Below are 22,818 nucleotides of genomic sequence, written 5' to 3'. Positions count from 1 at the left end.
TACACGGTTGGTTACTCAAAGACAGGCGAGCGACAGCTCAATTACAATCTTCGGTTCACTTACTAAAACCGGGGTTGGCAGCGTTCCTTTAGAAGTTGATTTTGCCAAAACGGCCTCAAAGCCCATCTTTGCACACCACCTGACAAGTGGTAGTCCTTAACTTCTTCTGCTATCAGCGTATATACATAGACTTTATACGGATACACCCGCCCCGCTCCCATGAATAAACTACGGTTACCTGCTTCCTGCCTTCTGCTCTGTGCTTTAATTTCTGCCTGTAATACAGATGGAAAGAAAGAAGGCGCTACCTCCTCCTCCACTACAGGAACCATTAACCAGCTGAAACTTCCGCAGCCCTATGCCACAGAATCGGTGAAGAACTACAGCGAGGTTATAGGGTGGCGCGGCAAAACCCCTACGGCTCCTTCTGCTTTCAGGGTAAACAAGTTTGCTGATAACCTGCAGAATCCCCGCTGGATTTATGTGGGTCCAAACGGAGATGTGTTTGTGGCCGAAGCCACTTCAGAGAAGAAAGGCAAAGAGCGTAAAGAAGCCATAAAATCAGGCCAGGCCAAGTCCCAGAACATAGGCCGTAGCCCCAACCGGATCATCCTGCTCAGAGACGAAAACCAGGATGGCGAGCCAGAACAGCAACACGTGTTTTTGCGGGGGCTGAAACAACCCTTCGGGATGCTGGTGCTAAACGATTATTTTTATGTAGCCAACACCGACGGTCTGTGGCGCTACCCTTACAACCAGGGCCAGAACCAAATCACTGGTCGGGGCGAAAAGATATTGGAATTACCGGCCGGCGGCTATAACAACCACTGGACCCGTAACCTCATCGCCAACGCAGACGGCTCCAAAATCTACATCTCGGTGGGTTCTGGCAGCAACAATGGCGAAAATGGAATGGAAAACGAAGTGAGACGCGCCAACATCCTGGAAATAAACCCCGACGGGTCTGGGGGGCGGGTTTTCGCCAGTGGCCTCCGTAACCCGGTAGGCATGGGCTGGGCACCGGGAAGCAACGTGCTCTGGACAGCCGTAAACGAGCGCGATGAACTAGGCGATGAACTGGTGCCCGATTACCTTACCAGCGTGAAAGAGGGCGGATTCTACGGTTGGCCCTACGCTTATTTCGGTCCGAACGAAGACCCCAGAATGAAAGGTCAGCGCCCAGATCTGGTAAAACAAACCCTGGTACCGGAAGTACCCTTAGGTGCCCACACCGCGTCTTTAGGGCTAGCTTTCTATAACAAGTCTGCTTTCCCGGCCAAATACCGGGGTGGGGCCTTCATAGGGCAACACGGCTCCTGGAACCGGTCAGAGTTGTCGGGGTACAAAGTAGTGTTTGTTCCTTTTCAGGCCGGGAAACCCATTGGTCCACCAGAGGATTTCCTGACAGGCTTCATATCAGAGGAAGACAAGAAGAAGGTCCATGGACGGCCCGTGGGCGTAGCTGTGCTCCAGGATGGCTCCCTGTTAGTAGCCGATGACGCCAGCGGAACGCTCTGGCGGGTGGCCGCTAAGTAGCCTCCATTGCCTGCTCGGTTTCACAAAAGATACCTAAAAGAAGCCCTTACCTGTTTCGTTTTGGTACCTCTTTCCGTAAAACAGGTTCTAAATGCAGGCTGCGTTTAGAACCTTATAGCTTTTTTACTTTTTACAATGAGACTTTTTAAAATTCCCCTCCTCTTACTTTTTCTGTTCAACGCCCTAGCATCCCAAGCCCAGCTAAAACCTTTAGACGCTGAATTAACCAATTACACCTACCCTTTCCCAGTGGCGTTTCACCCCGTGAAGGTACAGCAGCAGGCGTTCAGGATGGCGTACATGGACCTGAAGCCGCAGAAACCCAACGGCAAAACGGTGGTACTGCTGCACGGCAAAAACTTCAACGGATCTTATTGGCAGCAAACGGCCAATGACCTTGCCAAAAACGGGTACCGCGTAATCATGCCAGACCAGATCGGGTTCGGGAAATCGTCCAAGCCGCAGAACATCCAGTACTCGTTTCAGATGCTGGCCCAGAATACCAAAAGTTTATTAGACACCTTAGGAGTTAAAAAAGCCTCAGTGCTGGGCCACTCCATGGGCGGCATGCTGGCCACGCGTTTTGCTTTGATGTACCCCGAGGTGACCGAAAAATTAATCTTAGAAAACCCAATTGGTTTAGAGGACTGGAAACGTTGGGTGCCTTACCAGTCGATAGAGAAATGGTATGCCGGTGAACTGAAGCAGACGCAGGAAGGCATCAAGAAATACCAGCTGGAAAACTACTACGGCGGCCAATGGAAACCCGAGTACGACCAGTGGGTAAACCTGTTAGCGGGCTGGACCATAGGACCTGACTACCCTAAAATTGCCTGGAACGCTGCCCTCACCTATGACATGATCTTCACCCAACCGGTGGTGTACGAGTTTGACCAACTCAAAATGCCTACCCTTCTGGTTATTGGGCAGCGAGACCGCACCGCCTTGGGCAAAGCCAATGCCCCGGCTGCAATCAGGGAGAAACTGGGCAACTACCCTACCCTTGGGAAAGAAACCGCCAGGAAAATACCAAATGCCAAATTAATAGAACTGGACAACGTAGGGCACCTGCCACACATTGAAGCTTACAACCGTTTCATTCAACCACTGCTTGCCTTTTTGAAAGCGTAGTAGATGAATGCAAAACCTACTTACCGGAACTTTCTTCCATTTAAGCACAGGTAAAAGCTTCCACTTTCACTGTATCTGTTTAGAGCCTTACTCTTCAAAAGAAGGCTCTAAACAGATTTTTTTATGTGAGCATTAAACCTATGGGGTCGGGCTTGGTCTAAACCGAAACCATTAGGCGATGAAAAAAACATCTTTACTCTTTTTCTTACTTCTTACTATCTCTTTTTTAGGGTATAGTCAGTCTACTTCTATTACCGGGCAGGCAGTGGGCGCAGGTTCTCCCCTCATTGGTGCCACCGTGGCCCTTCTAAATGCGCAGGATTCATCGGTGTACAAAGGTGCCTCCACAGATGTGGAAGGCAGGTTTGCCATTGCCGGAATCCAGAACGGGCGCTTTGTTTTAAAAATCACATACCTGGGATTCAGAGATCTATACCGGTCCATCACCGCCACAGGTGCTCCCATCAACGTAGGTACCCTTACCTTAGGACAAGGAGCCACGCAACTGAAAGAAGTGGAAGTGGTTGGCCGCGCCGCCACCGTGATCCAGAAAGCAGATACCGCTGAAATGAATTCGGCGGCTTTTAAGGTTAACAAAGACGCAAACGCAGAGAACCTGATTCAGAAAATGCCGGGCATCACCATCCAGAACGGCCAGATACAAGCCCAGGGACAGCAGGTACAGCGGGTGTTGGTAGACGGAAAAGAGTTTTTTGGGGAAGACCCCAGCGCGGTGTTGAAAAACTTACCGGCTGAGGTGATCTCGAAGATTCAGGTGTTTGACCGCCAGAGCGACCAGTCTCAGTTTACCGGCTTCAATGACGGAAACGAACAGAAAACCATCAACATTGTGACCAAACCTGAGTTCAGAACCGGTCGTTTCGGTCGCATTAGTGCCGGCGCCGGAACAGACAACCGTTTCCGTATCAGCGGAAACATCAATCAGTTTGAGGGGGATCGTAGAATCTCCATTGTAGGCTTAAGCAATAATGTGAATGAGCAGAACTTCTCTTCAGAAGATTTAGTGGGAGTAGCCAGTGCCTCCGCAAGGGGCGGAAACCGTGGCGGCGGAGGCGGTGGTGGACCACGTGGCGGTGGCGGAGGCAACTGGGGCGGCGGAAACGGTACCAGTGACTTTTTGGTGAACACCAACAACGGAATTGCCCGCACCAATGCCATCGGGTTGAACTACTTAGACAAGTGGGGTAAAAAAGTAGATGTACAAGGCAGTTACTTCTTCAACCACTCCAACACCAACTCCAACTACTCTTTGTTCAGGCAGTACGGGGTGGAAGAAACCCAGGAAAACCTGTACCGTCAAAACGGTAACGCGTTGACTACCAACCAGAACCACCGCATGAATTTGCGCGTGACCTATACCATTGACTCTGCCAATTCCATCATCATCCGTCCCCGCCTGAGTTTCCAGACCAATAACGGCAGCAGTTTCGATGAAGGAAACACTATATCCGGGTACCCGTTCACTACCCTTAGCAACTTGTTTGAGTCAGATCTTATCGGACTGAACTTCAATAACAACATTCTCTTCCAACACAGATTCCCAAAACGTGGCCGCACCATCAGCTTAGACGTGAACACCGGCTACAACCAGAACGAAGGAGATAGCAAACTAACTTCTTTGACCACAAACCGGGCCTCTGAAGGCGCCATGGAAGCTAGCGAGGCGCAAGACCAGATCTCCATTCTGGACAACAAAGGCATGAACGTGGGGGCCAACCTGAATTACACCGAACCCCTGACGCCTAAAACTCAGTTACAGCTTTCCTACTCTACTTCCTACTCAGATTCAGACGGCGACCGCCGTACCTTTGAGCGGGACGAAGCTACCAGTAGCTATGACAACCTGCTGGCGGGTCAGTCCAGTACGGTAGAGAACCAAACCATGACTCAGTCTTTTGGAACCGGCTGGCGCTACAATACTCCTGATTTCCAGGTGATGCTGAATGCGCGCTATCAGTTCCTGAACATGCAGACCGATCAGCTGTATCCTACCCCCATCAATCCGGAGTACAACTACCACAACGTGCTGCCTTTTGCCATGATCCGTTACAATTTCAACCAGGACCGTAACATCCGGATCTTCTACAATGGCCGTAACCAAACACCTGGCGTAGACCAGTTGCAAAATGCCATTGACAAATCGAACTCCCTTATCTGGAACCAGGGAAACCCAGGGTTGGAGCAAAGCTTTAACCACAACTTCAACATACGGTACTCAGCTGCTAATCCAGGCCGGTCCTCTTCCTTCTTCTTCGTGCTGGGCGGATCTGCGGCGCAGGACTTTATAGGCAGACAAACTCTTACCTTCAGAAGCAACAGCCTTTTGCCGGAAGAGAATCAGTTGATAGGGAATCAGCAGTTGAACCGCCCGGTGAACTTGCAAGGCCAGTACACGCTGCGCTCTTTCGCGAACTACGGCCTTCCGTTGCCATTCATTAAATCAAACGTGAACCTGAACGGCTTTGCCACTTACAACAACACCCCGGGTCTGCTTGACTTTGCGGAGAATACCACTACCACCGCCAACGTGGGTGGCGGTATTGTTTTGAGCTCAAACATCAGCGAGAACTTAGACTTCCTGGTTTCCACCAACGGGTCGTTTAACCGAGCCAAGTACACGCAACGTCCTACCCAGAACAATGAGTACTACAACCAGAGCAGCCAATTCAGACTAAACTGGATTCTCTGGAAAGGATTAACCATTACCTCAGATGTAAACCACCAGTTCACCGGCGGTTTGTCTGAAGGCATTGACCCCACCTTCCTGCTTTGGAACGGCAGCATCGGGTACAAATTCCTGAAGGACCGTCAGGCCGAGATCCGGTTGTCAGCCTTTGACATTCTGGGCGAGAACACCAGCATCCAGCGTAACATCACCAACGCGTACATTGAAGATGTGCAAACTACCGTATTACAGCGCTACTTCATGCTGAGCTTCAACTACAACTTACGGATGTTTGGTGGTAGCGGTGCTCGCCCTAACAATGACATGAATCGTCCGGGCGGTGGGTACCCAGGTGGCGGAAGAGGTTTTTAATTTTTAGTATATCCCCCAATTTGCAGAAAGCCGTTCTGGGCCTGTTTTCTAAAAACGGGACTGGGACGGTTTTCTTTTTAACGCTATTTTACTTTCGAAAAGCAAAATTGAGATGCAAACCTCTGAATAGGGTTTAATATTATATAAAAAGGAAAATTCTCCCCTTGAGGATTGCCCAAATGAGAGTTTGAGGCAGCGAGCGCAGCTCTGTAGAGGGGTGTTTACTTCTGCTGATCTTGCATACCTTGGTATTCTTGAACAAGAGCACACTAAGAAAAAGCTCTTTAGCAGAAGTAACTCTCCTGTGTAAACACCCCTCTTTATCTCCCCTCAAGGGGAGAATCTCTGAAATATGCGGTATTACTGCGGTATTACTTTTATACTTTGACTCCAAACATCCTCTACTACCCCCCCAATCAAAAAATACACTATTCCTTAAGTTGATCTAACCTTTACACCCGCTTATTCCATATACTTTCAGAGGTGTTTTCCAGAAAACACGCCGAAAGAAGAACCTCTATCTACCTCAGAAATTGTAAAGCGCGCACATTCTTCTTTTGAGTTTCCCCCGTGCTGCCTTACATTAGGGAAACCTGTATGCAGAAGGGCAATATCTGCTCTGTGGGTCTGTTTGACCTATGAAAGAGTTGCTTTTACTACAAAAGAACCTGTTAGTTAAATAATCCGGTGCCCAGAATCTAACTTTGTACCGCCTTCCGGCGAGCTTCAGCATTCTGAAACCGATGCAAGTACATGAGACCAGAGAAATTACTACACCTCGCCCATAAATTAGAAGGAGAACTTCATTACGATAATACCTACCTAACCCTGTATGCCACCGATGCCTCGGCGTACCGAGAGAAACCTTTGGCGGTGGCGTTTCCTGCCTCCATTCAGGATCTTAAAACGCTGATCTTATTCGCGAAACTGGAGGGCACCTCCCTCATTCCACGAACGGCAGGTACGTCTTTGGCGGGCCAGGTAGTGGGGGCTGGCATTGTGGTAGACGTGTCCAGAACGTTCACCAAGATTCTGGAGGTAAACCCTGAAGAAGGCTGGGTGCGCGTGGAGCCGGGCGTGATTAGAGATGAGCTGAACATGTTCCTGCGGCAGCATGGCCTGTACTTCGGGCCGGAGACGTCTACCGCTAACCGCGCCATGATTGGCGGTATGGTGGGAAACAATTCCTGCGGTTCCAATTCCATTGTGTACGGCAGTGCGCGCGAACACCTGCTCAGCGTGAAAGCCCTTCTGAGCGATGGTACTGAGGCGGAATTCAGCGCATTGACGCTGGAAGAGTTTGAGGCCAAATGCCGCGGCGAGAATAACTCTGGTGATTTAGAGACGCGCATTTACCAGGCCACCAAGGCCATGCTGAGCCACGGGCAAACGCAGGAGAACATACGGGCGGAGTTTCCGAAGCCCAGCGTGCAGCGCCGGAACACCGGATATGCCATTGACCTGCTGCTCGAAACCGAGCCGTTTACCCCCGGCAAAGAGCCGTTCAACTTCTGTAAACTGATTGCCGGTTCTGAGGGTACGCTGGCGTTCCTCACCGAGATAAAACTACACGCAGACCCACTTCCGCCAAAGGAAATTGGCTTGCTGTGTATTCACTGTGAGACCGTAGATGAATCCCTCAGGGCGAACCTGGTGGCGCTGCACCATAACCCAAGCGCAAGTGAGCTCATGGACCACTACGTACTGGAGTGTACCAAAACCAACATTGAGCAAAGCCAGAACCGCTTCTTCGTGCAGGGCGACCCGGGTGCTATTCTGGTGGTGGAATTCACCGACCATACCCAGGCCGCCATTCAGGAAAGAGCCAATGCGCTAATTAAAGACTTAGAAGAAAATAAACTGGGCTACCACTATCCGCTGGTACTGGGTTCTGACACCAAGAAAGTCTGGACCCTTAGAAAAGCGGGCCTCGGGTTGTTGTCTAACATACCAGGAGATGCTAAACCAGTGGCGGTGATTGAAGATACCGCAGTTGATGTAGCAGATTTGCCAGAGTTCATCTGGGAGTTTAACCTCACGCTGGAGCAATACGGCTTGTACTGCGTGCACTATGCCCACGCCGGTACCGGTGAGCTGCACCTGCGGCCTATCATTGACCTGAAGACCGAGGAAGGCAATAAGCTGTTCCGGGACATTGCCACCGAGATTGCCCACCTGGTGAAGAAATACCGCGGCTCTCTGAGCGGCGAGCACGGCGATGGTCGTCTGCGCGGCGAGTTTATCCCGTTCATGATTGGCGAGGAAAACTACAAACTGCTGGAAGAAGTGAAGCGCGTGTGGGACCCGGCCAACATCTTCAACCCGGGCAAGATTGTGAACACACCGTCTATGAACACCTTCCTGCGCTATGAGCCCGGACAGGAGACCCCGGAGTTTGACACGGTGTTCAAGTTCAGCCAGGCAGGTGGCGTGCTCAGAGCCGCTGAGCTTTGCAATGGCTCCGGCGACTGCCGTAAAACGCACCTCACCGGCGGTACCATGTGCCCTAGCTACATGGTGACCCGCAATGAGAAAGACACCACCCGCGGACGGGCCAACGTGATGCGCGAGTTCCTGACCCGCTCGCCTAAAGCCAACCGCTTTGACCATCACGAAATCAAGGATGCCATGGATCTGTGCCTTTCCTGCAAAGGCTGCAAGTCTGAGTGCCCTTCTAACGTAGACGTAGCCAAGCTGAAAGCCGAGTTCCTGCAACATTACTATGATGCCAACGGCATTCCGTTCCGTACGCGCCTCATCAGTAATTTCAACAACGCGAACAAACTGGCGGCACTCCTGCCGGGTGCCTACAACCTGCTCTTCAAAAACGATTTTACGGCCAAAGCCTTCAAGAAAGCGGTAGGTTTCGCGCCGGAGCGCACCTTGCCGTTGCTGCACAAAACCACGCTGCGCAGCTGGTTTAAAAAGCACCAGAAAGAGAAACTGAAAGAGTGCAAGGTCTTTAAAAAGAAGGTGTACCTGTTCTGCGACGAGTTCACCAACTACAATGACACGCCTATTGGTATTAAAGCGGTGCTGCTGCTGGAAAAACTGGGCTATGAAGTGGTGCTACCGGAGCACGAAGAAAGCGGCCGCACCTACCTGTCTAAGGGTCTGGTGCGCGAAGCCAAGAAACTGGCCCAGAAGAACGTGGCTATGTTGCACAAACTAATCTCTTCTGAAACTCCACTCATAGGCATTGAACCCAGCTGTATTCTCTCCTTCCGTGATGAGTATCTTGATTTGGTAGAAGAAGACCAACTGGAAGACGCCAAAAAGCTTTCTATTCACTGCCTGCAATTTGATGAGTTTATTGCGCGTGAAATCCTGAACAAGAACATTGAGAAGGATCTCTTCAAAAACGAGGCCCGCCTGATTAAACTGCACGGCCACTGCCACCAGAAGGCGCTTTCCAGCGTGCTGTACACCCAGCAGATGCTGAGCTTACCTGCCAATTACAAGGTAGAAGTCATTCCATCGGGTTGCTGCGGTATGGCTGGCTCCTTCGGGTATGAAGCCGAGCATTATGAGGTCTCCATGAAAGTAGGCGAACTGGTGCTCTTCCCTACCGTCCGCCAACAACCCGCCGATGTCATCATCGCCGCCCCCGGCACTAGCTGTCGCCACCAAATCCACGATGGTACCGGCCGAGACGCGCAACACCCAATTGAGGTGTTGTATGAGGCGTTGAGGTAGGAGTTTTCTTATTTTGGTCTGTTTTAAACAAAGCAGACCTAAATAAGAACTTTATTTATTAGCTTATTCATATATATTATATTCGTTAATCCAATTCCATTTATTAAAAAATTACGTCTGTAAACAGGATAGTTTGGTATAGATAAAGTTCAAATAACCGGAGCAACTCCTTATATACAGTAGTTAGGCTGCATTTATAATTTATGAAAATCCTTAAGGATAAAATTTTAATTTTACTTCTCATTACGTCATTAGGTATTTTTTATCTAATGAACTCAAGGGGTATTTGGGAAACAACCATTAAGCAGAAAGGAGCAGCAGAAGACAATTGGATTAAACTCTCAGATAATCTATCGTTTGAATCTGAACACTTCATAAATGCAGATAGTCAGATAGTAGGAAGTCACACTTATTTGGTTGTTGCTAACGATTGCTTCACTATTGATAGCTTATCCGTACAAATAGTTGAACTTGTAAATGGGAAAAGAATAAAGCTAAGTAATACAGGAACTAAGATAGCGGATATGCAGCAACTTGAGTTTGACTCTTATGGTATGATTGTTCCTGAAAGTCTCCTAAAATCACATAAAATCACAATTTGTCCTAATCAGCGAATAGAAGTTTCTAACTGGTTTAAATACACCCAAGCTGCATCTGAAGATTTTGAAATTGATTATTATTTAAAAGGAAGGAATCAAAAACCTTTAAGCGCAACAGTCAAGTTAAAAAAGGTAGAAAGTTTTAGATTAGAAGGAAGGCATCATTATGACTTTATTATTTTACTATACCCAATTTTGTGGTTTATTTTCGGTGTATTAGTAATTACCAAAATCGTGCTTTTAATCAAAAAAAAACGAAAGCCTAACAAAGTCTATAGTGCATAAACACACCATAGCCAAGTACGTTGTGCGTAAGTGGAATAACTTTTTACCAGCTGGCACGGCAGAAAAAAATATCAGCAAGAGTAGCAGAAGTAAAAGAAAATTCAGCTGGTGTTGCAAAAGCCGCAGAAGAAAACCAGCAGAAATATTTAAATAAGCTTAGAAAAGAAAGCAGGTGCCGTCTGATTTTGACGAGCAGATAAAGTAGAAGTCACAGAAGTGAAATTGACATTACGTTTGAGCAAATAGGGAGGCAAAATGCTTGCAACCCTACTATTCTATGTTCGTTTTCGGCCTTTTTTCCATAATTAGAGCAAAAAGCAGGCGGATAAAAAAGTTGAACGCCCTAGTTTTCTGTTTTTGGTCTGTTTTTTTTAAATCCTACAGTCAAAGAAAGCAAGTTCAGGCATCACCTGTTCTCCCCCGAATTTACAGAATCAAATTGTGGAAAATCATATTCCTTATTTGATACAATCTTTAAGATTCCCTCCAATAATTCTTTGGAAGAATAGCCAACCCCGTTAAAGGAAAATGCAAGAGACATGTCTTGTTTAGGCAGGTAAACCAGAAGAGATCTAAACGCATCCATACCTCCGGTGTGGCCAATCATTTCTTCTTCCTTTAAGAAAGGAATAGGATACATTCCAATTCCAGGTTGTTTCTTCATTATCGCAAGGGAATTTTCATTTACTAATTTTCCATCAAAAAGGCCGTTAATAAACTTATTCAGATCTTCTGGAGTTGAGATGATCCCTCCCGCTCCACGGGGAATGCTTAAGTGAATATGTGAAGGTTTTTCCCACACGCTATCTTTTTTTTCGTAGGAACTTGATTCTAGATTTTTTGGGTCTGGTTTTTCCCAGTAATAAGTATTTCTTAACTTAAGTGGTTTAAGGATTCGCTTTTCCAGAATTTTAGCGAAATCTTTATTTTCAATATCTTCAAGAATGAAAGTTAATATTATATAATTTGTATTGGAATAGTCTCTTTTTTCCCCTGGAGAGAATAAACTGCTGTTTTCTTTGATTTTGGACAACAATTCGTCCTTACTTCTTTTTTCTACCATCCACTCTTTGAAATTTTGAGTTTTTATTATATCATAAATACCACTTGTATGTTGTAGGAGGTGCTGTATTGTTATTTGATCTGAGTTCGGTAATTCGGGGTAAAACTTAGACAATTTTGTTTCTAAAGATAATTTACCTTCTTCAATTAACTGCATTACAAGAGTAGCGGTAAACATTTTGGAAAGGGAACCAATCCTGTATTTCGTATTAACAGTTGCTTTAATTTTTTCATCTACATCGGAGTAGCCAATTGCTTTTTGATATATCCTTTCGCCCTTATGATAGACCGATAAACTGCCCATCGCTTTGTCATATTTTTCTAACAAAAAAAATAAGCTGTCCATTTTTTTGGTCTGAAATTCCTGAGCTTTCAAACTGATAGCAATAAAGAAAAAACCGCAAAAAAGAATTGTTTTCATGATACTGAATTTTGGTTAATGATTATTAATTACCGTTACTATTTAAGTAAAGGGTTTGTAGAAGTAAGAATATGGATGATTTTAAATAGCAACAACTAAATGTGATGAAATGCCCTAAAAAAGTGATGAAACCTATGAATTTTCAGGATCAAAGAAGCACATATTGCAACCAGGGTGTTCGGCAAAAGTTGAGCAGCCACATTACGGCATTTGAACGGCTCTGTTTCTTTGCAGATAAAATGCTCACCGCGGCTTTCAAAAGCTTCCGGCATGAACATAGGTTCGAGGCAATAGCCGGAGAGGCTACCCGCATGACGGATGTATTCCACTATACCTCGTCCTTGGGTTTGCTAGGCAATCTGGCAGATTACCTTTTTCTAAAGCAGTATAGGACGCACCTGCTTTTGGAGCGGAACCGGGTGATCAAAGAAGTGGCGGAAAGCGGCAGGAGCTGCTCGCTATTGAAAAGCGGGTGGTGCTGTAAGGTTCCGTTTTCACTTTCTTTTTCTTAATATAGCCAATAAACCGCAGAGCTTAGGCTTCCCCACAAGACTCTAGCGGGACTACCAAAATCTGGTGAATAGAAAAGGACAAGAGGAAAGATTGAAATAGCATGAAACCAATGCCCGAGCACGACGCCAGAATGGCCAGCATGACCTTTTCCTCGGTCTACCCGCACTACGTCACCAAAGTGGAGCGCAAAGGCCGCACCAAAGAAGAACTGTACCAGGTCATCACCTGGCTCACGGGGTATGATGACCAAAAGCTGCAGGAACTGGTCAATGAAAAAGCGACCTTTGAGACCTTCTTCCGGGAGGCCCACCTAAACCCCAATGCCCACCTGATCACCGGCACCATCTGCGGCTATAAGATTGAAGAAATTGAAAACCCGTTGACAAGACAAGTTCGGTACTTAGACAAATTGGTAGACGAACTAGCGAAAGGAAGAAGGCTGGAGAAGATTCTACGAAAAGGGTAACAATATAAGTTTAGAGGTACTGCACGTTTCCTTAGCACCTGTTCAGGTTTAACATTCTTCTGCATTTCAAGTGTTTTGCCAGGCACAAGTGTCCATTAATACTTATGTTTTAGGCCTTCTTTTTAGAATACAAGTCATAAGCAGGAATACCTAAGTCAATAGCAAACGCTTGCGCCAGAAAGGGTCAAAACTAAAATGAGGCACTTCAAATAATTATATCTATATACTTTCCCTTTTTAGATATCTTCGCACCTTATCCATCACAAATTTTATAAATGAACCCTTTCTATTTTAAAAAAGCCTTCACTCTTGTAGTATGTATTTTTACCTTTTTAGAAGCAAAAGCACAAACAGATTTCAGGCCGGGTTATCTAATCACTACAAAAGGTGATACCATAAAAGGGTTGATTAATTTCAGGAGTGATATTGCCAATGCAAAGAACTGCGTCTTTAAAAAAGACTATGATCAGGAGAAAGAAACGTATACCCCTGACCAGATCAAGGCTTACCGGTTTATTGATGGGAAGTATTACATATCAAGCAATACGTTTGACTATCCAATAGAGCACCAGACGTTTATTGAGTCTGCCTCACAAGGGATCATCAGCATCTACTACTATAAAGAAGAGAACAAAGAGCATTATTTTCTACAAAAAGACACCCTCCTCATAGAACTTGACCATCATAAAAAATATGCGGGTTCCTTAAGCAGGATTGATTATGACCTTGATAAGGCAGCGCCAGAGAAGTTCAGAGGTCAGTTAAAATATTTAATGTGGGATCAACCTTCCCTTTACAAAAGAATTGAAAGAACATCTTGTGATGTAAAGGATTTAGTAGCTCTGGCGAAGGCATATCAAGAGCTTAGTTCACCCGCTCAAACATATGTGCAATATGTAACGGAACCTGCAAAGAAAGTAAAAACAAAGATTGGCATGTTTGCCTCTGGAGGGCTCTCCCACTTAGATACGCCTCCTTATAATATGTATATCAGTGACTATGATTATAAGAAATTTCTTGACTTTAAAAAGAAGAGCTTCGCCTATGAAGTAGGAGCTCTGATTGATCTTAGTTTTAATTTTTTAGGTGAAAACAAATACTTCCTCCAGTTTGCTCCTGCGCTTAGTTTCACTAAATATAAGTCTTACGAAGAGTTAACGATTGCCCCTCTCCGATATAGCTACCGTACGGACATACAGTTTACCGCCCTAAAGGTTCCTATGATGCTCAAGTATTCCTTTTACCGGAGTAACGCCTCTATCTTTCCATATATAAAGGCAGGACCGGGAGGTGCCTTCTATCTGACTCAGAAGGGTGTTTACGACTATCGTTCTGTTCCACTAAATGGCTCCGCGAGTCAGGAAACTGTTTACATAGAAAAATTTTCCCACAAGTATGAGGTAAAGCCTTTCAGGGCATATTTTATTGGAGGCGCCGGGATTGACTTTAAAAAAGGGAAAAGCCCTTTCTCTTTAGGTGTAACGTATGAAACCGGCCAAGGACCAATTGATACTTACCGGACTGAAGTCCTGTTTCAGGTTGGAATTCAGTTCTAACAAGAATGAATTTAAACCAGTTTTTAGAGTTACTATCTATTACTAAAAGCTACCATTAACACCAGATGCTATGAAAGCAATTGGATTTAGAACGTCATTACAAATTAAGGAAGCCGATAGCTTTATCCAGTTTGAGAAAGAAATACCAACTGCGTAAGGAAAAGACCTTATGGTGAAAGTTGAAGCCATACCGGTCAACACTGTAGATTACAAATAAGGAGAATCAGCCTCAAAGACAAGCAGCAGGTTACCTCCAAGGTCATAGGCTGGGATGTGCAGCCTATTTATCTTAAAACAGCCTAAAAATAAAGCAAAACTGTAAGTAATTAACTTATCAACTGGCGGGTCTCCTACAAAGTCGGTAGAGGAGGTGTTTAAGTAAATCTACGCTGGAGAAGTATTTCAGAAGCCCCTATTCTCTAAACTACTTAAGTTTCCAATGGTTCAGTAACAACCTGCTAGGTTTATAGCTGCCTTGGCAACAGTTGCCGTCTCCAAACAAAGGATGGCACCAACCGCTAAGCCCTCTACCCTATTGAAATTTTACCAAATGCTTTGAGGCAATACTGAATGTTTAGGGGCAGTTTATCTAAAACTGCCCCTAAACATTTAAAGGTATTTAGTACATTCCTTACAGGTTTAGAGACTCTTTGGTCTGACTCACTTTCTGGAATACTTTTATAGCCACCTACCCTCTAGCTACTATGGAAAACACTACTCCGTCTAGCCTTGACAAAGCCTTGAACCTTGAGTATGAGTCGGCAAGTGATGTTTGGGTGACCAACGGGTACACCCTCCGTAAGCTGATCGGGATAATGGGCATGTCGTTGCCCCTCTTGCTGTGGTTGTACCTTTTCCTGGAAAACAGACTCCTATCGCCACTTGACTCCATCAGCCATTACTTCTTCACCCAAGCCGGAACCATCTTCACCATCATTCTAAGTCTGCTGGCAATTTTCCTGATTGTCTATAAAGGGGAAGAACCCATTGATTTCTATGTGTCTCTGGCAGCCGGAGTCTTTGCGCTGCTGGTCTTGTTGGTTCCTACCTCAAACCTATGCAACGTCTGTGGCGAGGAAGGTTTAAGCTATTGCGTCACAGTTCTGGAACCCAGCCAAGCTCGGGAAATAGTGCATTACTTTTCTGCGGGTTTGTTTCTCCTTTGCCTGGCCTACATGTCTTTCTTTTTGTTCACAAAATCTGATAAACAGCCCGAAAACAGAGGAAAAGGTAAAATTACCAGAAACAGAATCTACCGCCTCTGCGGGGTCATCATCGTGGTTTCCATTCTGGTGATAGGCTTGGGTGATGGGGCAAACCTGATGGATGAAGAGTTTTACACCAGGTACCACCTCACCTTCTGGATGGAGGCACTAGCGGTAGAAGCCTTCGGGTTATCCTGGTTGATTAAGGGCAACACCCTTTTCAAAGACAAATAAGTTTACTCAGATGCCGTCTTTACCAGCTCCCTTCAAATTGATTCAGAAAGAAAATCTTAAGATGGGTAAATCAGCTTACCCTTGGCTACCAGTTCTAATTAGATAAACTCCACCTTCTGCACTGACCTCTCCCCGCCATATTCCAGCACCAGCAAATAGGTACCCGCGGCTAATTTTCCCCTCGGTATGGTTAAGGTATGCTTTCCGGCCTTAAACTTCTCTTTCAACACCTTGGTCTTTTTCTTCCGGTCCATGGTGTACAGGTCCGCTTTCACGGCTGCTTTTTTCTTAAGGCTGATGGAAACGTAAAGATTGTTTGAGGTAGAGGTAGGCACCACTGGCGAAGTGACAGTAGCGGGAACATCCAGGTTAGGTTGCCCAAAAATCTGTTCTGGTGTTGTATTTAACACTCCTCCCTGATGCGCTAAAACAGGTGCGGCACTGCCCATTACCACTACATTACTTAAAGCGCTTTCCATGTTAGAAGGGCTAAGTTCTGTCACTGCCCAGAAAGAAGTGGGCGAAGGAACATCGGCTGCCGCAATGGTCACGGTTTCAGACGAGGTGAAAGCTCTTACTGATCCGTCTGGGGTCAGGGCACCCGTAGCAGGCATGAAGCTGGTAGTGTACAGGAGATAGCGCTTGAACGGGTACGTGTTGCCCGGATGACGAGTCCATTTCACTTCATAGTTGCCGGTGGCTTCGTTCAACGTGACCGTTAACTCTGAGGGAGCCACGGGCGCTTTCCCGCCAATCCATTCCATGGCCGGGGGTGCCGCAGGAAGCCGGAACGTAGCCGCCTTGAACGAGGTGGAGATAAGATGCGTGTTTTTTTCCAGATTTGCCGCCCGGAAGATGACACTACCCAAGGCGTTCTTGGCCTGGTTAGAACGGGTGATTTCAATCTGATGGGGCACTTCCTCGGTGGTGAAGCCGGTCTGGTGCACAATGTGGCCTGGGTACAGGTGGCGCGAAGCGTTGTACGCCTTTTCTGACCACCAGTATAAGAGCTTCCGGTAATCCTGACGTCCACCTATGGCCCAATACAATTGAGGCGTCACATAATCCAGGTAGTGGTTGTCCAGCCAGTGGAGGGCATCGGCGTAAATGGCATTGTAGGCATCCATGCCCGAGGTACCGGCTGGCTCCCCGTTCTTCCAGATCCCGAAGGGGCTTACCCCAAACCGTACGTGGGGCTTCAAAGCCTTGATCTGGGCGTTTACAAGGCGCATGGTCTCATTCACGTTGTGCCTGCGCCAGTCTTTGATGTTAGTGAAGTCTGCCCCGTACTGCCGGTAAGTCTGGGCATCTTCCTGGGCAATCCCTAAGAAAGTACCCTCGGGGTAAGGGTAGAAATAATCGTCAAAGTGCACCCCGTCAATGTCATAGTTCTGGGTTACTTCTTTTATAATGGAGGTGATGTATTGCCGAACCTCAGGCAGACCAGGGTTCAGGATCTTTTTCCCGTTAGGGAAACTCAACAGCCATTCTGGTCTTGCCTTAGACACGTGTTGGGCGTTGTACACGGCGGGGTTAGGCACTGTGCTAACCCGGTAAGGATTAAACCAGGCATGTAATTCCAGTCCGCGGGCATGGGCTTCCTCTATGGCGAAAGCCAAAGGATCGTACCCTGGGTCTTTGCCCTGAACGCCCGTCAAAAACCTGGACCAAGGCTCATTGCTGGACTTGTAAAACGCATCACACTCCGTTCTTACCTGGAAGAACACCACATTCAGATTGGCTTCCTTGATCTTGTCAAACATTGTCCGCAGGGCTGCTTTCTGGCTTTCAGCCGAAGCCCCTCTTACCGGCCAATCCAGGTTAGCTACGGTAGCCACCCAAACTCCTCTGAACTCCCGGTTAGGTAGTTGCTGCGCTGAGGCGGGGAAGAGGGACAATAAAAAAGCAAGCGCGAAAAGGGAACAAAGGTGCTTCAGCATAAGAGTAAAAAAGGGTAGCTGCGGGGAATGGAACTGGGCGGTACGTTTTGCAAAGATAAGGATAAGGTCCTTATTATAGGTTCTTTGCTTCGTTTACCTTGGCCTTTGTGGCCTCATCAAAGATGTCAATGAGCCAGGGTTAGAAAAGCGATACTCCTTCTCCGCTCCTGCCTTCTACAACCCTCTACAGCTTTCCAGGGTATAGCCAACTGTTTAAGACACCTTTTCAGAAAACTTAGATTAAACCGAGGCAGGCTCCTGCGTAAGCGTCAATGATGCTTTCTTGATGTGAGCTGTGTAGTTGTTATCTTATCTTTGAGTAGGCTTTTGCATATAAACGCAAAGTTTACATGTGACTTGTTAACTAACTCTTAGAGTAGAATTAAAGAAGAAATAAAAAATGGGGAAGACTAGTCTACGAGAACGGCTCTACATCATCATTCACGGCACCGACACACCGGCCGGAAGGAATTTTGACGTGGTGCTGCTCTGGATGATCTTGCTTTCTACCCTTACGGTCTGTTTGGAAAGTGTGCCGGCCTACCGGCAGTTGGCCAATGTTCTCTTCAAGGGATTGGAGTGGTTTTTCACCATCATTTTTACCGTTGAGTATGTGCTACGGGTGTATAGCAACCCCAGGCCCTTGAAGTACATGTTCAGCTTCTATGGTATCATAGACTTTTTATCTATTATTCCCACGTACCTGGCGTTCTTCGCACCTACCCTGCGGTACATCATGACCATTAGGGTTTTGCGTTTACTCCGCGTTTTCAGAATACTCAAGCTGACCAGTTATGTAGAGAATGCCCAACTTATCACAAGGGCGTTGGTGGCAAGTCTGCACAAAATCACAGTTTTTATAGTTGCTGTGTTCACCTTGGTTTTGATTGTAGGCACCATCATTTATGTGGTGGAAGGTGAAGAAAACGGGTTCACCAGTATTCCACAGAGCATCTATTGGGCCATTGTGACCATTACCACCGTGGGGTACGGAGACATTACCCCACGCACCCCGCTGGGCCAGATCATATCTTCTCTGGTGATGCTTATGGGGTATGCCATCATTGCGGTGCCCACCGGCATTGTCACGGTTGAGTTATCTAGAATCAAATCTCCGGAAGACGAGCCCACCACTCCTTTATTGTGCGGCAACTGCCAGCAAACCCTAAGAAAAACTGACAATTTCTGCAGCAACTGCGGCCACAAAGTAGTAAGTGTGCAGTAGAGCTCGCTCCTTATGACAAGCTTTTGGATAAACAGTCCCAAAGCACAGTGACTTGTGGACTTGTTTTACATTCTTTGTAGTCCTATGCACTATGAAGCCCTTCGCTCCCTTTGCCTTTATTTTCCTGCCGTCACAGAAGACATCAAGTGGGAGCATGATTTGTGTTTCTCTATTGCAGGCAAAATGTTCTGTGTGGCCAGGCTTGAGGCTCCCTTTACGTTTTCCTTGAAGGTAACAGAGGAGGAGTTTGAAGAATTGATTTCTTCTCCAGCTATCAAGCCCGCTCCTTACCTGGCGCGGTATAAATGGGTGCTCATAGAAGATGCCAACGTGCTTGACCTAACCAGGTTAACTCATTTGGTACGCCAATCTTACGAGTTGATTAAAGGTAAACTAGCCAAAAAGGACCTGAAAGCAGCAGGCTTGCTGTAAACACCTGCTATTGATACAAAACTTCCGCATAGGCCAAGTTTTGTTATTTAAGAGTTCTTTAGTTGTAGGGATTTCCTTTACTTTTTCATGCCTACCTGTCTTTTAGTTCTTATTCTACATTAATTTTCAGTTTACCCTAATGTTAAGTTTAAAGAAAAGTTCCCAACTTAAATATTTTTTAATCTTTTGAATAATACAAAGACTGATAAGCTTTAATTATTTACTTTTTAAACTTTAATATTAATTTTATAAGCAGAGCAAGATCAATTCCATTCTAAATTGGAGTCACTTTGCGGAAAAGAAGGTACTTATTTCATCTTCTTATTTGGAATGAGTCCAAATAGGTGTTTAGTTTGCATCAGTTTAGATTGATTCTAAATAAACAGATAATCTTATGCAATACTCATACACCCCCTCCCTCACCTCATCAAAGAGTGTCCTCTTTGCCCTTTTAATTCTTTTAAGTTCTTCTATTGCGTTCGCCCAGCATGGCGGCCTTAGAGGACGGGTTACTTCTTCCGACGGAGAGCCCGCCGCCTATGTAAGTGTCATGCTGGTGGAGTTAAACAAAGCTACCATCACCTCAGAAGAAGGTGCCTTTATGTTCCGGAATGTTCCAGCCGGAGACTATACCCTACAAGCTACTTGCATTGGGTTTAACGCCTTAGAACAAACCGTGAGGGTTTTTCATGGAAAGACGGTAATGCATGATTTTTCTTTAGTGAAGAAAGATCAGCGCATAGGTGAAGTGGTGGTAACCGGAAAACAGACCTTGAACGAGAAGCCTTTAAGCGTGGGCAAAGTACCTATCAAGCCTATGGACCTTCCGCAAAGCGTCACCGTGATAGGTGGTGAAGTTCTGGAAAGGCAACAAACCCAGGTTTTAAGCGAGGTACTACAGAACGTAAACGGCGTTTACTTATCAGGAACCACTGGTGGAACCCAGGAAGAAATTTCCGGCCGCGGCTTTGCTTTCAGCAGCAGCAACACCTTTAAAAACGGATCGCGCTACAATAACAGCGTGATGCCTGAAATGACCAGCCTGGAGCGGGTGGAAGTAATGAAAGGCAGCAACGCCATCTTATTTGGAAACGTGGCCGCCGGTGGGGTTTTGAACCTGGTGACCAAAAAGCCCCGCTTTGAGAATGGCGGTGAAGTAAGCATGCGGGTAGGTTCTTATGACTACTACAAACCTTCTTTAGATGTGTATGGCGCCATTAATAACAGTGAAAAAGTAGCTTACCGTTTAAACACCACCTACCTAAACTCCGGTAGTTTCCGTGATGGGGTAACTGCTGAACGCTTTTACATCAACCCCTCTCTTTTGGTGAAAGCAGGCGATAAAACAGATATATTGTTAGAGGGAGATTACCTGAAAGACAGCCGCACCCCAGACTACGGGGTGGGTGCCATCAACTACCAGATTGCCCAGGTACCCAGAAACACCTTTTTAGGAGTATCCTTTGCAGAAAACAATGTGGAGCAAAAAAGCGCCATGGCTACCATCACCCACCGCCTCAACCAGCACTGGGAGATCAGAAGCACTAACTCGTTCCAAAACTATGAGGCAAACCAAATCAGCACCACCCGTCCTACTGGCTTCATTAAAGCGAAAGACGGCTCCTACAATGGTGACCTGGTCAGAGGGTTACAACGAACCGCTACGAACGAGAAGTACTACCTGACTCAGTTGGACATAACGGGTAAATTCAGAACAGGCTTTATGGAGCACACCCTTTTAGTAGGAGGAGATGCAGACCGGTATGATACCAGAACCCCCGCCTTCATTAGCATTGCGGCATATGACACAATAAACATCTACAACGCAGACAAGTACGAGCAACGGTCTAATATCCCCAGCTTCGGGAGAAGAACCTATGATACCAAAACTCTAACTAATCGTTTTGGGGTGTACGTGCAGGACCTGATCTCTCTTTCTGAGAAATGGAAAGTGTTAGCCGGTATGCGTTACAGTGCCATAGACGTGGAAGGAGAAGGCAACACCGTAGTGAAAGGAACCGACACCCGAACCACCTCCTCCTCTTATGATTATGCCTTCAGCCCAAGAGCCGGTATCGTGTTCCAGCCTACCAGCAACATGTCCCTTTTTGCCAGCTACGCAAACTCCTTCACGCCTAACACCGGAACAGACATTTATAACAACCCGCTTGACCCTTCCATCATTGACCAATATGAAGTAGGTATGAAGAATGAGTTGTTCAACGGGCTGCTTTCTGCTAACCTTACCTTGTACCAGATCAAGAACAGCGCTTTTCCACAAATTGCTTTATTTACCGCTGATGGCACCTCAAACACCAACACAAACATTAGAGAACTGGCAGGTGAAATCACGAGCAAGGGCGTTGAAGTGGACCTGATGAGCAAAAGCATCAATGGCTTGTCGTTTATTGGAGGCTATAGCTACAATGATACCCGATATACCAAAAGCAACATCTACTATGAGAATGACCGACTACGTTACAACCCGGCCCATACCGCCAATGCCAGTGTGTACTACACGTTCCAAAACGCACGATTAAGCGGCCTTAACCTGGGACTTAGCTCCTTTTACGCTGGAGAGCGTCTGGCCGGAAGAAACACCCGACTCACGGTAGCCAATGATGTGTACCGCCTGATTGCCTTACCCGATTATGTCTTGTTTGATGCTCACGTAGGCTACAGCATTCAACGGCTTTCCCTGCGCTTAAAAATGACGAACCTGCTGGACAAGTTCACCTACAATGGCCACGACGACAACAGCATCAACCCGATTGCTCCTCGGCAGTTTATGGCTACCATTGCGTACAAGTTATAAATATGAGGAAGGCGCAACTTACCTGAAGTTGTGCCCTTTTCGTTTAAATACATAAACCTGAGCTGCTGCTTCGTTCTAAGAAAATCAAAAGGGCATAAGAAAATTGGTTAGTTCCAGTAGCCTCTGAAAAGGCACTTCCACTCTCCTCTATTACAAAGCCCTTTTTGAAAAATTGACGTAAAACGTGTTTCTTCGTAATGCTTGGGTTTCTTTTTAACTACTATTTACTTTCAAAACCATGTCAAACTGGAAAAAAGGCTTAAAACGGATGGGAATGGCAGGTTTTCTCTTTTTCCTGATCAAAGGCTTAATATGGATTTTCATCTTTTTGGGTGGCGCAAAGCTAATTTTTGACTAAGTGGCATTTCATCCATATTTTTAGAATCTCAAGCTCGTTTCTTTCAAATTTTCTTCTGTTAGATACCACAGAATTACTTTCTGTTCTTGTTTAAAAGGCGTTTTTGTTGAATTACCAGAAAAACAACATGCCACTGGTACCTCTTAGGCTACTACTTTAAGCCTACCCTCATTTCTCATTCTGAAAAATAATCTGCACTTTGAGGTTGCAGAGCCAAAGACTTGAGCCTACGGTTATATACCAATAGTGTATAGTCTTGAAATAAAAGGTTTCCTGCGGCTATAAA

At 46.2% G+C, this 22,818-nt stretch carries 14 protein-coding genes; 12 read left to right on the top strand and 2 right to left on the bottom strand.

Going from position 1 to position 22,818, the window contains the following annotated elements; translation table 11 throughout:
* Positions 1-219: 219 nt before the first annotated feature.
* From DC20_RS17315 to DC20_RS17295, 5 genes are all read left to right on the top strand, one after another.
* A complete protein-coding gene (locus DC20_RS17315; protein WP_062544983.1) occupies positions 220-1,536 on the top strand; it encodes a PQQ-dependent sugar dehydrogenase in 1,317 nt (438 codons plus the stop codon).
* A gap of 135 nt (positions 1,537-1,671) precedes the next feature.
* Positions 1,672-2,667 (top strand): alpha/beta fold hydrolase, encoded by a 996-nt coding sequence (locus DC20_RS17310; RefSeq protein ID WP_062544982.1) that lies wholly within the window; start codon positions 1,672-1,674, stop codon positions 2,665-2,667.
* Between the two features lie 178 nt (positions 2,668-2,845).
* The gene (locus DC20_RS17305) at positions 2,846-5,725 is read left to right on the top strand and encodes an outer membrane beta-barrel protein (RefSeq protein ID WP_062544981.1); all 2,880 of its coding nucleotides are present in this window, start codon (positions 2,846-2,848) and stop codon (positions 5,723-5,725) included.
* Between the two features lie 753 nt (positions 5,726-6,478).
* Positions 6,479-9,421, top strand: a complete 2,943-nt coding sequence (locus tag DC20_RS17300) for an FAD-binding and (Fe-S)-binding domain-containing protein (RefSeq protein WP_062544980.1) — start codon at positions 6,479-6,481, stop codon at positions 9,419-9,421.
* Between the two features lie 203 nt (positions 9,422-9,624).
* Positions 9,625-10,305, top strand: a complete 681-nt coding sequence (locus DC20_RS17295) for a hypothetical protein (RefSeq protein WP_062544979.1) — start codon at positions 9,625-9,627, stop codon at positions 10,303-10,305.
* A gap of 406 nt (positions 10,306-10,711) precedes the next feature.
* Here DC20_RS17295 and DC20_RS17290 read toward each other — a convergent pair whose 3' ends face one another.
* Entirely contained in the window at positions 10,712-11,788 is a 1,077-nt protein-coding gene (locus DC20_RS17290) for a serine hydrolase domain-containing protein (protein ID WP_062544978.1), read from the bottom strand.
* 134 nt (positions 11,789-11,922) lie between these two features.
* On the opposite strand from DC20_RS17290, the gene DC20_RS17285 reads away from it, so the two are divergent.
* The 4 genes from DC20_RS17285 (at position 11,923) to DC20_RS17270 (ending at position 15,762) form a co-directional block, all read left to right on the top strand.
* On the top strand, positions 11,923-12,300 hold the full coding sequence (locus DC20_RS17285; RefSeq protein ID WP_071885645.1) for an SRPBCC family protein: 378 nt from the start codon (positions 11,923-11,925) through the stop codon (positions 12,298-12,300).
* 101 nt (positions 12,301-12,401) lie between these two features.
* Positions 12,402-12,767 (top strand): DUF2200 domain-containing protein, encoded by a 366-nt coding sequence (locus tag DC20_RS17280; RefSeq protein ID WP_083470367.1) that lies wholly within the window; start codon positions 12,402-12,404, stop codon positions 12,765-12,767.
* Positions 12,768-13,042: 275 nt separating this feature from the next.
* Positions 13,043-14,323 carry an outer membrane beta-barrel protein gene (locus DC20_RS17275; RefSeq protein WP_062544975.1) on the top strand — a complete coding sequence of 427 codons (1,281 nt, stop codon included), beginning with the start codon at positions 13,043-13,045 and terminating at the stop codon, positions 14,321-14,323.
* Between the two features lie 704 nt (positions 14,324-15,027).
* Entirely contained in the window at positions 15,028-15,762 is a 735-nt protein-coding gene (locus tag DC20_RS17270; RefSeq protein ID WP_062544974.1) for a hypothetical protein, read from the top strand.
* Positions 15,763-15,860: 98 nt separating this feature from the next.
* On the opposite strand, the gene DC20_RS17265 is transcribed toward DC20_RS17270, so the two are convergent.
* Complete coding sequence (locus DC20_RS17265; protein WP_083470366.1) at positions 15,861-17,702, bottom strand: glycoside hydrolase family 10 protein; 1,842 nt, start codon at positions 17,700-17,702, stop codon at positions 15,861-15,863.
* Between the two features lie 400 nt (positions 17,703-18,102).
* Between DC20_RS17265 and DC20_RS17260 the strand changes: the two genes are divergently transcribed.
* From DC20_RS17260 to DC20_RS17250, 3 genes are all read left to right on the top strand, one after another.
* Complete coding sequence (locus DC20_RS17260; RefSeq protein ID WP_062544972.1) at positions 18,103-18,927, top strand: ion transporter; 825 nt, start codon at positions 18,103-18,105, stop codon at positions 18,925-18,927.
* 84 nt (positions 18,928-19,011) lie between these two features.
* Positions 19,012-19,359: an MmcQ/YjbR family DNA-binding protein gene (locus tag DC20_RS17255; RefSeq protein WP_062544971.1), complete on the top strand. Its 348-nt coding sequence runs from the start codon at positions 19,012-19,014 to the stop codon at positions 19,357-19,359.
* A gap of 394 nt (positions 19,360-19,753) precedes the next feature.
* Positions 19,754-22,174 carry a TonB-dependent receptor gene (locus DC20_RS17250; protein WP_062544970.1) on the top strand — a complete coding sequence of 807 codons (2,421 nt, stop codon included), beginning with the start codon at positions 19,754-19,756 and terminating at the stop codon, positions 22,172-22,174.
* Positions 22,175-22,818: the final 644 nt, after the last annotated feature.

This window comes from Rufibacter tibetensis, assembly GCF_001310085.1.
In the GTDB taxonomy this organism is placed as follows: domain Bacteria; phylum Bacteroidota; class Bacteroidia; order Cytophagales; family Hymenobacteraceae; genus Nibribacter; species Nibribacter tibetensis.
The sequence above is the reverse complement of the archived record's forward strand: the minus strand, read 5'-3'. Positions and strand labels throughout refer to the sequence as shown.